Source organism: Streptomyces sp. R-74717, assembly GCF_047305335.1.
Classification (GTDB): domain Bacteria; phylum Actinomycetota; class Actinomycetes; order Streptomycetales; family Streptomycetaceae; genus Streptomyces; species Streptomyces atratus.
In genome coordinates this window covers 591,953-603,912 of sequence record NZ_CP102361.1, presented here as the reverse complement: position 1 = coordinate 603,912, position 11,960 = coordinate 591,953, and the positions used below count along the sequence as shown (strand labels likewise).

The window sequence follows — 11,960 nt, the reverse complement described above, 5'->3', positions numbered from 1 at the left end:
GAGAAGGAGTCATCAACCAGGGCCTCTTCTACCTGTCCTGGCTGATGGACCACAAGGACGCCTTCGGGCACCTGGTCCGCGACCGGCTCGGAGCCGCGGTCGCCTCCCGGATCCTCTGGCGCGCACCGAGGCTGATCTGCGTGGCCGGCGACTTCACCCGCTACGACGTACACGCCGTGCGCGAGCACCGCCGCAGCATCGACCTGGTCCGCTACCGGTTCTTCGGCAGCGGCCACGTGGGCCTGGAGACAGTGGCCTCCGTCACCGGCCACCAGGATCTGCCCATGGGCAACCGCCGCCGCTGTCGCGCGATGGCACCGCGCGTGCGCCGAGCGGACGGCGCGACGGCGGAACTGGCCGACGCGGTCGACGAGGCGCTGCTCGGTCTCGGCGACAACATCACCAAGGTCGAGAACAGACCTACCGGGCCTACCAGCGGCTGCGGAACTTCGCCTGCGTCTGCCCGCCACAAAGGACCAAGCTCCTCGTCTACCTCGAAGCCGACCCGAAACAGGCCGACTTCATCCCCGGCTTCACCCGGGACGTGACAGGCATCGGCCACCACGGAACCGGAGACCTGGAGCTGCAACTGTGCACGGACCGAGACCTGGAACGGGCCCAGGACTACTTCCGGCTCAGCTACGCCGCGGCGTAGCGCGTTCTTGTCCTGGGTTGTCCTGGGCGTGAGAGACGTGCGTGGAGGGGCTGGCCGGAGAATGAAGTTGTGGGGCGTCGGTCGTGATGCTGCCTCTCGACGTATCGGTCAGGGACTGGTGGTGGATTTCCAATTGTCCGGTGGATCCCCGGTTTCGCCAACCGGGGATCCGCTGTTATGTTTCGCCGCGCTTGGCCATCAAGACGGAGCGCCGCTCTTCTGGGGCTGTCCCGGAAGGTGCGCTATGTTGCGGTACGGGGCACCGCGTCATCCCTTGTACGCGGTGCCCCAGTCTTGTGCGGGCGATGCTTGCCGCCAGCAGTCGGGCGGCTGGCTATGGCGCGCTGTGGCCTCTCCACCGAACCGAGCGCCAGATTCTCGGCCGTTGCCGGAGAGGCGGATCAGTTGTTGGTCTGCGCTTCAGGGCGATACGGACGTACCCGTGTCCACCCATGGTGACCGGAGCCCCCTTTTCGTCGGCGTCGCCGCCCGCGCCAGGCCGTGCGCTGCTGTGTCACCGCGTGCGCCTGCCCCGCTGCTGCGGTGGCCGCCGCCCCTGACACCACCGAGACCGTGTATTCCTGTGCGAAGTTCGACGCAGGGGATATCCGTAAAGGGGTGGACCGAGCTGCCCCGGCCTGTGAGCGCCGGCGCAGAGCCGGTCGGACACGTCCGTCTTGGGTACGCCCGCGCCTCGACCGCCCGGCAGTCCCTGGACGTGCAGCTCGACCCCCTCGCCGAGGCCGAAGTCACCCGGGTTTACTCGGAGAAGATCTCCACCCGCGCCACCAAGCGCCCCGAGCTGGAGGCCGCCGTGCGGCTACACCTCCCTCGCCCACTTGGAACAGGCCGCCCGAGAACACCGGGTCACCATCAGCGGGCCGCTGCCCGGCAACCCCACCCGCCAGCACCGCAAGAACGAAGGCTTCGGCCGCGACGACTTCCACATCGACTTCGACCGCCGCCAGGTGACCTGCCCCCAGGGCCAGGTCAGCAAGAGATGGCACGGCCCCTACCCGACCTCCTCGCCCACCGCCGTGCCACTGCTCGTGGCCCAGTTCACCAAGGGCCAGTGCGATCCCTGCCCGGTCCGCACCCGGTGCACCACCTCCCGCGCCGGCGGCCGGAACGTGGGACTTCCCCTGCGCGAACTGCACGACCTGCAGATCCGTGTCCGCACCGAGCAGCAGACGGCCGACTGGCGAACCCGCTATGCGATCCGCTCCGGAGTGGAGGGCACCGTCAACGAACTCGTCCATGGCCATGGCATGCGCCACTGCCGCTACCGAGGGCAGCCGAAAACCCACCTGCAACACGTCTTCACTGCCAACGCTGTGAACATCGACCGCCTCAGCAGCCTGCCGACGACCGACAAAGCGCCGCCGCCCCGACCGTCGACCGCCTTCCAGGAATTCCTGGACCAGCACGGCATCCCCCGGCCGAAGCCCTGGCGGAGCGCCAGCGGCTGACACGGACGGCTACAAGATCCCCGACAGGGCCAAGCTAGGGATGCGCGCGCTTCGGTGGGGAGGAGGGAGCGAGGCGGACTTCATGTCCAGAGCTGTTCGCCGAGAGTCCCGGCGGGTGCGGTGCCGGGCAGGACGTAGGCCATGGCCGAGGCCCGGTGTTGGAGGAAGGGGGTGAGGGCGTCGCGGGCGGCCAGGCGGTTCTGGACGCGGGTGAACTGGGCGGGGTCGCGCATGAAGGCGCAGAAGAGAAGGCCGCGGTCGGTCGGGCCGTCGTCGTAGCTGTAGCTGCGGCGGAGCATACGGGCGCCGCCGTCGAAGCGGGGGCTGGCGAGACGCACGTGGGCGGTGGCCGGGATGACGTAGGAACCGTCGGGGTTCTTGGCGTAGATGTCCGGCTCGTCATTCTCGGCGGTGCCGCTGAGCGCGACGCCGTCGCGGGCGCGGCGGCCTATCACACGGTCGCGCCGGCCCTCGGGGAGGGCCGCGAAGCCGGTGACGTCCATGTGGATCCTGCGGTAGACCAGAACAGTGCCGTTCCGGTGGGCTCCGGGTGGGCCCCAGACCCACTGCTCGGCCGCCGCGTGATCGGGGTTGGCGGTGCCGTCCTTGGAGCCGAACAAGTTGCGCGGGGTCGTGCCCGGGGCCGTGTGGGGCAGGAAGCCGGACTGGGTCCAGCGCGGTACGGCGCCTGCGGCGTGCGCGGCCGTGCCGGCGAGTTCGGAGACGATGGTGAGGGTCCAGCGGTCGGCTGCGCACAATTGGACCAGAAGATCGCCGTTGCTGCGGTGCGGTTCGAGGCGGTCGCCGGGGAAGGGCGGCAACTCGCCAAGGGAAGCAGGGACGTTGAGGCCGAGGCGGGTGGCGAGGGTGGGGCCGATGCCGACCAGGGAGGTGAGCCGGGTCGCGCCCCCGCCCTGGAGTCGCGGGTCCGGCGGGGCGTCGGAGGCCGCGGTGGCGAGCGTGCGGGTCAGCGCGCCCAGGACGCTGCGCAGGGTCTTCCGGTCGGTGGCGGCGGAGGTCTGCGGGAGGTCGAAGGAGAGCAGGTGCGTCGCCGGTTGCTGGGGCGCCGTGACACCCGCCTGTCGGGCGCCGTGGAAGAGAATCGCGGCCTTGGTCGGCGGGGCGCCGGTGGTGGCACGGCCGGCTGTCCGGCCGTCTCTCGCCAATTCGTCGGCCGCCGCGCCGATCCCGGCGGCGAGCACCGCTCCGCCGGCGAGCAGTGCCCGGCGCCGCCCGAAATGGGTTCCCGCGGGTCGGGATGAATCCTGCGCATTTCCCTGTTCGGTGGGCATACGCCTATTGGAGACGATAAAACAACTGCCATGCAAATCCTGTCTGGAGAAGGCATGTTGACACGTTCGGCAGTCCCGGCGGCGGTGTTCCGGGCGGCGCTGCGTCTGTCGGTGCTGGTCGTCTCGATCGCGATGGCGGCCACCGGGTGCTCCGGTACGGGGTCGACGTCCGCCGATGCGCGGCATCCGGCGGGGAGCGTGCTGCGCGTTCCGCAGGACTTCTCCTCGGTGCAGCAGGCGGTGGACGCCGCTCGTGAGGGCGAGACGGTGCTGATCGGCCCGGGCGTGTACCGGGAGAGCGTGCGCGTCACCAAGCCCCGCGTGGTGCTGCGCGGAGCGGACCGCAATGCGGTGGTCTTCGACGGCGGTGTGCGTCTGGCCAACGGCATCACCGTGACCGGCGCCGGCTCGGTGGTCGAGAACCTCACCGTGCATGGCTACCTCGCCAACGGCGTGCTGTTCACCGGCGTCACCGACGAGCGGTTGCAGCAGCGCGGCGCCGGCGGCTCCGCCTACGACCCGCTGGACACCACCCGCTTCCCTGCCGTCCGGGGCTTCCGCGCGACCCGGGTCACGGCATACAACAACGGCCTGTACGGCATCTACGCCTTTGACGCGCGCGACGGCGTGATCGAGGACTCCTACGCCTCCGGGCACGCCGACTCCGGCATCTACGTCGGCCAGTGCAAGCCCTGCGGCACCGTCGTCCGTGGTAACACAGTGGAGCGCAACGCGGTCGGCATCGAACTGACCAATGCCTCGGACGGCCTGTCGGTGCTGGGCAATCGCGTCGCCCGCAACCGGGTCGGCGTCACAGTCAACTCCAACGACCTGGAGGCCCTCGCCCCGCAGCACGGCGCGGTGATCGCGGGCAACGTGGTCGCCGACAACAACGCCGCCGACACACCTGAGCAGGCGGACGGGGGCTTCGGCATCGGCATCGGCATCGGCGGCGGCACCGCGAACCGCGTCCAGCGCAACCTGGTCCGGGGCAACCGGGCGGCCGGAGTGGTCGTCACCGACCCGCCGGGGCATCCGGCGAGCGGCAATCGCGTCGAAGGCAACCGCACCACCGGCAACGGCATCGACCTCGTGCTGGCCTCGGCCGACCCCGGCAACTGTTTCGCGGGCAACCGGCCCGCCACCCAGAGCCCGGACGGTCTGGAGGGTCGCGCGGGCTGCGGCAATCGCGGTCGGGGCGCCCTGCCCACCGGCCGCCCGGCGCCGGTGCAGGCGCCGCCCGGCGTCCCGTTCAGCCAGGTGCCGGCCCCACCCGCCCAGCCGTCCATGCCGGACCCGACGGCCCCGGGCAGCCCTGCGACCGGCCTGCCGGGGGCCGTCGAAGCGGCCGCGTACCCGCTCCCGAAGGACGTGGACGCCGTGCCGCACTCGCGCTGAGCGCGGTGCTGCGGCGGACTCGGTCCCCGTTCACCGTGCCGCCCCGACGGGTGGGCCAAGGAGGGGCGTCGGCACCCACGGTAGCCGGGGCGCATCGGCACGGAGATGTCAGCTGGTGGCCCACGGCGCCTCGGGGAGCTTTGCGCGGTCGTCGCGTCCGGAGAACTCCACGGTGGTCGGGGTCCCCAGGCCCGGCATCCGCATCGTCACCCGCCGCAGGCCGCCGTCACCGTCGACCCAGTACGTCAGCGGCGACCGTCCGCCGTCGGGCCCCGCACCGGGCGTGGCGCCCTGGGCGCGCGGCCCGGCGAACCGGTCGTAGCTGCGGCCGTCGATGCGTTCGCGCCCCAGTCGGCGAGCCCCGGACTGTGCCAGCAACAGCGGGTTGTCGGGGCGGTCCGCGCCGAGCCCGATCAGCAACTGGAGCCCGGCGTCCAGGGGATCGGTCGTGTAGGAGCGCGCGGACCAGCCCGAGCGCGGGATGTGCTCGGCCTGCTGCCAGGGCGGGCTGTTGTCTCCCTTGGGCGCGGGGGCCAGGCCGAGGCCGCCGGTGTCCCAGACGATCAGCCCGTGGTCGAGCTGCCCGGTGGCGGGCCCGGAGGTCCCGGAGGATCCGGAGGCCCCGGTGACCTGGTAGCTCCCCACGGCCCGGTGGGTTCGGTAGTCCACGACCCCCTTGACCCGCACCACCACTCCGCCGCCCTCGGTGGCGGTGAGGGTCACCGCCACGGGACTGGTCTGGTACAGATTCAGCCGCGACAGCGCCAGCCTGGAGGCCTCCTCCGTCGTCACCGGCCGCTCGGTGGCGGTGTCGTCGGAGAAGGTCCGGTAGGCGGCCAGGCCGCCCACTGCGACACCGCACGCCGTGATCGCGATCAGTGTTCTCAACCAGAGGGCCCGACGCGGCGTACGGCCGTCGGTCTTTCTCTTCCGAGCCATGCAGTCGCCTTCTCTCGTCGGTCGGTCACACAGGAGGGCGGGTTCGCGAACCGCTGGTCCGCGAACCCGCCCAGTCCGGCCCCGGGGGGTCACCGGTGCCGGTCGCCCCGCTTCGGGGCTAGCGGTGCTGTGCCCTTCGCCTACGCATCAGTACGACCAGAGCCCCGCCGAGGGCGGTGAGCGCGGCGCAACCGGCCAGGGCCAGCAGAACCGCCTGGCTCATGCCGGTGGACGCCAGGCCCGAGTTGGACGCGTGGCCCGGTGCACCTGGTACACCCGGGGCGCCTGGAGCCCCCGGCGAACCCGGTTTGCCCGGTGCCGGCGTCGTCGGTGTCGGAGTGGGGCCGGGCAGCCGCTCGTTGACCGCGGTCACCGAGACCCCCTCGTCGAGGTTGTCGGAGGTCAGTACCAGCGGCCCGAACACCGCCACGTCGGGTACGGCGTACCCTTCGGGCGGGCTGACCTCCTGCCAGTAGTACGTCCCCGGCGCGCCGGCGCCCTGGCAGATGCCGTCGGTCCCGGTCAGGCAGGGCTTGTCGACCGGCGTGTCCGGCTCCGTCCCGGTGGCCTGCAAGCCGTCGGAACCATTCGTCTCCTTCCACAGCTGGAACTTCGCCTTCGCCAGCGGCTTGCCGTCCTGGTCGTGCTTGACCAGGCGCAGCGCGCCTTCCTGTTGCCGGAAGCCGAAGTCGTATGTGTGGTCGTTCTCCCCGGGCCCGCCGGTGGTCAGCGCCCGCTCCGGGAACTTCGCGTCGCGCGGGACGATTCCCTTGGAGTCGATGAAGTGATTGTCGCCGACATCCGCCTCTGTGGGCACCCACTGGTGGAGCGGTCCGCCCTTGGCGTAGTCGGCCGGTTTGTCGAGGCGGATGGTGTACTTGGTCCTCGGCTTCAGGCCGCCGGTGACATTGGAGTCGTCGAAGTAGTACTCGCCACGCGCCGTCGTCTCGGTCGTGCCCACGAGCTTGCCCGACTCGTCGTACAGGTTGACGGTCGCGCCCACGACCGGCCGCTGGCCCGGGTTCTGGATGCCCTTGCGCTCGGGGTCGTACCAGACCCGGTTGCCGATCTGGAGCGGGGCCTGGTCGCAGAGCACCTCCAGGTCGCCCATCGAGGCGCCCTTGCCGAACGGGGCTACGGTGCCCGGCGGGTTGAGGCGCAGGCCGAACTCCGGGTCCTGCGTGCCATCGCGCTGGAGGAATGACGTGCCGTACCCGAGGGCGGTGTGGTTGGGGTCGAAAGCGGAGGTCGCGATGGTGTTCTCGGCCTTGGCGAGCGCCATGCCGGCGAACGCCGTGTTGCGGTGACCACCCCAGCTGGTGTCGAAGAACCGGGTGCCTCGAGAGGACAGCCCGCAGCCGTTGTTGGTGTCCATCACATACATGCCGTCCGCCGGGCAGGCCTTGTTCAGGTCACCGCCCGACATGACGATGGCGGCGGAGTTCGGCGCGGGACCGGCTGGCGCGCGGTCGCCGAAGCGGTCGCGGAAGGCCAGCAGCATCGAGCCGTCTGTCTCGAAGGCGATCTCGCCCAACTCCGGTTCGGGTTTGGCGATGGTGGAGTTGCCACACGGCCGGCCGTTCTGCGAGACCGGGTAGGTGCTCGTCCACGGGAACCAGCCCGCGCCGTCGCACGGGCCAGCGCCGACCGTCGAGCCGCGCGGGTAGTCCAGCGGCTGGTTCAGCACGGCCTTCTGGAAGGCGCCGGTGCCCAGGTCGAAGGGCAGAACCACCGCGCGCAGGTCCGAGACCTTCCCGGTGGACTCGCCCGAGCAGACCCCGCCGAGGAAGCCGGTGCCGTCCTGCATCCCCAGGCCGAAGGGGCGCCAGTCCACCGCCGCCGGACAGCCCGGGTCCGGGATCGCGTAGACGGCCTTCGGCGCCGCCGCGGTCGCCGCCGTGGCGTCATAGCGGTAGAGCCTGCGGTTGTTGAGGTTGACGACGAACAGGTCCTTGCCGTCATCGGTGATCTTGATGCCGCCCAGGCTCTCCTTGCCCGGTACGGCAAGGAAGGCGTCGTCAGTACCCGAGCCGTGCGCCGTCGTCCCCGCGTCCGGGACGACGGTGAACAGGGTGGTCTTCTTCTGCGCGCGATCGGTCACGTAGATGCCCCCGGCGCCACCCGGACCGTAGTCCGTGGTGCGCTTGGCCACCGCCGAGGAGAACACCCGTTGGTCGGCCTTGTTCCACGCGATGCCGAACAGCGTGCCGGTTTCGGCGTTGGTGGCGATGTTCGTGACATTGACGTCGACGCCGTCCTGGCCGCGCGCGTCGTACGGGAAGGAGACCAGCGTGCGCTGGGCACCGCCCTCGCGCGTGGTTGGCTGACAGGTCGTCATCAACGGTGCGTTCTTCTGGCAGTAGTCACCCGGACTCCACAGCCCGGTGGTGTACGCCACGCTCTTCCCGCCGGAGAGGTCGACGAACTCCTCATTGCTGCTCAACTGGTTGGGCGCGCCGTCCAGTCCCTGGCGCGAGGCGAAGGCAGGAAACAGCACACCCGGCTTCGGATTCACCACCTGCACCCGGTATTTACCGCTGGTGGCCTCGCCCGCCGCCGGAGTCAGTGTCACGGTCCCGTCGGCCGCCGTGACCCCCTCGACGCCGGCCCCGGCGTCGTCGGTGAGGGTCACCTTGACGCCCGCGATGCCCGGTTCCAGCGCGGGCGTCCATACACCGCTGGTGTCCACGGCCCGGATCACCCGGACCGTCACCGACCCGTCGTCCGCCTGCGAGTACGCCGCAGGCGCCATGGCTAACGAGCCACTACCGATTCCCAAGGCGAGCGCGACCGCGCAGCCAACTGTGCGGCGACCGAGCACGCCCGGACGCCGCCGACGCGGCTCGGGCGCGGCGCCCTTCGCTTGTTCACTTTTGGATGTCATCTCCTGCTCTCAGCGTTCAGAAGGGCCTGTTGCCCTGCTCGTGATGGAGTACATAGAGATGCGGAGAACCGCCTTGTCGGCGATCTTAGAAGGGTTTTAGGCAAGATCGTGGCGGAATGGCGAACTCGTCCGCCGCCAAACCCTCCGCACGGGAGCGCAACGGCCTCTGAGGGCATCGCGGGCGGGGCGGCGAGGCTCGCACGCCTGTCGCACCGGTCGCCGCAGGCGCGGATGCCCTCCGGGTTCTGGTCGAACTCGGCGACGACACGGTCACGTTGATCGTTCGCCGGGTCCGCACCGCCCCGGCCGCAGTTCCGGCAAGCACGCCCGGGGTATCGCCACTTGGGCGGGGGCGCTGGCCCGAGCATGGTCCGGATCACGATCGATGCTGTTCCCCGGACCGGGTCCTTGCTTGGTTGAATGGACCTTCGCCCCCTGCGCTGCTTGGTAGCCGGCTTCGAAGAACGCCACTCCCGGTTGGCCGCCGCCCGGCGCCATGAAGCGGTCGAAGCCGGACGCAACCATGTCGTGTCCGTCTGAGGGACGCACCGAGTTGGAGGGCCGCTGCGTGAGGGCTTATGGTGCTTATCGGCTGCAGGCCGGGCTTGTGCACTCCATGTGAGGTGCGTAAGCGCAGGTCAGGTCATTGTGGTCCAGAGGCGTCGACGCTGTTGGTGAGACGCGTGCGAGAGGTCACGAACCCCCGTCGGCTCTTGGCGGGGCTTCGTCGTGTGCGGCACGGGAGCAGCCCTGGGCTCCCTGTTCGTCACCCGCTTTGCTCTGCCGTACTGCCCTGCGGCTAGTTTGTGTGCAGGACAGGTACGCAGGCCCGTGGTGGCAGAGGTGCACGGGGGACGGGAGGTCGGGAAGAGTGTCGCTGCGCGTAGGCGATCCAGCCGAGATCGGCGGTTATCCGCTTGAGGCGCGGCTCGGCTCGGGTGGCATGGGCACGGTCTTTCTGGCCCGTACGAGTTCGGGGCGACCTGTCGCGATCAAACTGATCCACCAGCAGTTCGCGGGGGACGACGAGTTCCGCATCCGTTTCCGGCAGGAGGTGGCGGCGGCGAGGCGGGTGAGCGGCGCGTTCACCGCCGCCGTGGTCGACGCTGCCCCTGAGGCCGAGCAGCCGTGGATGGCGACGACCTATATCGAGGGGCACACGCTCGCCCAGCGCATCGCCACGAAGGGCCCGCTGAACGGAGCGGAGCTGAGGAGGCTCGCCATCGGGCTGGCGGAGGCGCTGCGCGACATCCACCGGGTGGGGGTCGTCCACCGTGACCTGAAGCCTTCGAACGTCGTGCTCTCGCCCGAGGGCCCGCGCGTCATCGACTTCGGTATTTCGCGCGCCGTGGACCAGCAGACGCTGACGATGACAGGGCGGGTCATCGGTACGCCGCCCTTCATGTCGCCGGAGCAGTTGCAGGCGCCGCGTGGTGTCGGGCCGCGGTCCGATGTCTTCTCGCTGGGGACGCTGCTGGTGTACGCAGCGACGGGCCACGGGCCCTTCGACGCGGACAGCCCATACATGACGGCGTATCAGGTGGTGCACGAGGAGCCGTTGCTGGGTGCCGTGCCGGTGGCTTTGCGTGCGGTCGTCGAGTCGTGCCTGGACAAGGAGCCCAAGGGGCGCCCCTCGGCGGACGAACTCCTCGTGATGCTGCGGGACCTGCCGGCCGACCTCGGCGGGACCGACGCGAACGGGGTTGGCGCGGGCCGCACCCGCGACATGATCACCCAGCATCACTTCGCGACGCGGGCCACCCCGGCGCCGACTTCCCCGACCACCGCCCCGGCCGGTCCCGGTACAGGGAGCACTGGCGCCCCCATCGGCCGCCGTCTGCGTCGCCGATGGCGTCCCGTGCTCGCGGCCGCGGTCGCGGTGGCAGCGATCGGCGGGGGAGTCGCCGCGCTGAAGGCGGGCGGCTTTGGGGGGAACAGCGGCGGCGACAAGGGCAACAGCGTTGCGGCGCCGGGTGCCGCACTACCGGACGGCTTCGGGCCGTGGCGCAAGACTGTGCAGGGCGGTCGCGAGGACATCCCCGACGAGCTGCGTTGCGTCGCGCGCGGCGACGCGCTGTTCTGCGGGGGCGGCGGTGTTGTCGCGACCCGTATCAGGGCCCGGGACGGCTCGCGGGCGTGGACGGCGAAGAGCCCGGGCATCCCCGTCCAGGGCATGCACCTGGTGGGCGCCACCGACGACACGGTGCTCGGTTACCGCTTCGCCGCCCAGGACGCCCCGCAGGACCCTCCCAGCGAGGTGGTGGCCATCGACGCGAACAATGGCCGGGAGCTGTGGTCCGTACCGTCCGGCGCCCAGTCGATGGCCGTCACGGGCCGGACTCAGGACGCCATTGTGGTCGGCTCCGCCGTTGTGACGGTCGACGCTTCCAACTCCCGCTTCGAGGCCCGGGACGCGCACAGCGGTAGGGTCACCTGGACGACGCCGTTCCCCGCGGGCACACAGTGCGCTCCCGTCCCGGTGGGCCCACAGCTCCTCGCGATGTGCGCGACGGATGCGGAGGTGGATGCCTCAGAGGTGCGCCACCCCACCCTGTACACGGTCGACCGCGCCTCGGGGACACTGGGCAGGCCCATCGCGGTCAACGGCCCCGCCGTGCCGATGGGAGTCGCCAACGGCAGGCTCGTACTCCTTCAGGGGCACATGGAGGGAACGGCGCTGGCCGGCTACGACGGGGTGGCGCGGGTCGACCCGGCCTCGCGGAAGGTCGCGTACTCCCGGCTGGCCAAGACATATGCGGGGACGCCCGGCATGACAGACGGCACCCTCTACGTGAGCAGGCAGACCGGTCTCGTCACGGCGCTCGACCCCGCGACCGGCCGGAAGAAGTGGTCGCGGCAGACGGGCGTGGAGGGCGCGTCGGGTCCCGTGGCGGGAGCCGACGCGCTGTATTTCAGCTCGGCCACCGGCCGGGTGGTCGCGCTGTCGCCGTACGATGGCAAACCCCTGTGGACAACAGATCCGCAGGCCGATGGTTTGACGGGCGAGCAGGGCGCAAGCCCGCGCGTGACCGTCGCGGGGCGTGCAGTGATCGTGGCCGCGGCCAAGAACACTCTCTTCGCCTTCGACGCGCAGAAGCCGCCAAAAGCGTGACCGACGGGCACCTCCCGTACCCGTTCGGGCGGGAGACCACGGGCTACGCGGTGAAGGACCTCACGTCGACCCTGCACAAGGCCGAGGCCGCCGGTGCGAAGGTGCTGTGGGGCCCGTACATTTCCCGGGTACGCACCAGCGCGATGGTGCAGTTCCCCGGCGGCTATGTGGCCGAACTCCACCAGGGTGGCGACGACCGCTGATCCTCGGC

General features: G+C 70.8%; 7 protein-coding genes and 2 pseudogenes. 6 read left to right on the top strand and 3 right to left on the bottom strand.

The annotated features are described in order from the left end of the window. Window positions 1-5 precede the first annotated feature (5 nt). From NRF20_RS02915 to NRF20_RS02905, 3 genes and pseudogenes are all read left to right on the top strand, one after another. Window positions 6-655, top strand: a pseudogene (locus NRF20_RS02915) (DUF5655 domain-containing protein); the annotation flags it as partial. A gap of 61 nt (window positions 656-716) precedes the next feature. Next, window positions 717-1,415: pseudogene (locus tag NRF20_RS02910) on the top strand (hypothetical protein); the annotation flags it as partial. Window positions 1,416-1,494: 79 nt separating this feature from the next. Beyond that, window positions 1,495-2,124, top strand: coding sequence for a transposase (locus NRF20_RS02905; RefSeq protein ID WP_413751929.1), 630 nt, complete (start codon window positions 1,495-1,497; stop codon window positions 2,122-2,124). Between the two features lie 80 nt (window positions 2,125-2,204). On the opposite strand, the gene NRF20_RS02900 is transcribed toward NRF20_RS02905, so the two are convergent. After that, the gene (locus NRF20_RS02900) at window positions 2,205-3,416 is read right to left on the bottom strand and encodes a Dyp-type peroxidase (protein WP_413751928.1); all 1,212 of its coding nucleotides are present in this window, start codon (window positions 3,414-3,416) and stop codon (window positions 2,205-2,207) included. A 54-nt stretch (window positions 3,417-3,470) separates the two neighbouring features. Here NRF20_RS02900 and NRF20_RS02895 point away from each other — a divergent pair, with 54 nt between their 5' ends. Continuing rightward, window positions 3,471-4,814 (top strand): right-handed parallel beta-helix repeat-containing protein, encoded by a 1,344-nt coding sequence (locus NRF20_RS02895; RefSeq protein WP_413751927.1) that lies wholly within the window; start codon window positions 3,471-3,473, stop codon window positions 4,812-4,814. 108 nt (window positions 4,815-4,922) lie between these two features. Here NRF20_RS02895 and NRF20_RS02890 read toward each other — a convergent pair whose 3' ends face one another. After that, window positions 4,923-5,753, bottom strand: coding sequence for a hypothetical protein (locus NRF20_RS02890; RefSeq protein WP_398632870.1), 831 nt, complete (start codon window positions 5,751-5,753; stop codon window positions 4,923-4,925). 118 nt (window positions 5,754-5,871) lie between these two features. Beyond that, a complete protein-coding gene (locus NRF20_RS02885) occupies window positions 5,872-8,505 on the bottom strand; it encodes an SdrD B-like domain-containing protein (protein ID WP_398632869.1) in 2,634 nt (877 codons plus the stop codon). Between the two features lie 1,003 nt (window positions 8,506-9,508). Between NRF20_RS02885 and NRF20_RS02880 the strand changes: the two genes are divergently transcribed. Both NRF20_RS02880 and NRF20_RS02875 read left to right on the top strand, forming a co-directional pair. Then, window positions 9,509-11,749: a protein kinase domain-containing protein gene (locus tag NRF20_RS02880; protein WP_413751926.1), complete on the top strand. Its 2,241-nt coding sequence runs from the start codon at window positions 9,509-9,511 to the stop codon at window positions 11,747-11,749. Next, window positions 11,746-11,952: a hypothetical protein gene (locus NRF20_RS02875; RefSeq protein WP_413751925.1), complete on the top strand. Its 207-nt coding sequence runs from the start codon at window positions 11,746-11,748 to the stop codon at window positions 11,950-11,952. The genes NRF20_RS02880 and NRF20_RS02875 overlap by 4 nt, the downstream gene beginning before the upstream one ends. The last annotated feature ends 8 nt before the right edge of the window (window positions 11,953-11,960 follow it).

What these genes read in the sequence shown, in the direction of transcription:
- NRF20_RS02890 (WP_398632870.1), bottom strand. Translation starts at nt 5,753, where the DNA reads ATGGCTCGGAAGAGAAAGACCGACGGCCGTACGCCGCGTCGGGCCCTC.
- NRF20_RS02900 (WP_413751928.1), bottom strand. Translation starts at nt 3,416, where the DNA reads ATGCCCACCGAACAGGGAAATGCGCAGGATTCATCCCGACCCGCGGGA.
- NRF20_RS02895 (WP_413751927.1), top strand. Translation starts at nt 3,471, where the DNA reads ATGTTGACACGTTCGGCAGTCCCGGCGGCGGTGTTCCGGGCGGCGCTG.
- NRF20_RS02885 (WP_398632869.1), bottom strand. Translation starts at nt 8,505, where the DNA reads ATGGCGCCTGCGGCGTACTCGCAGGCGGACGACGGGTCGGTGACGGTC.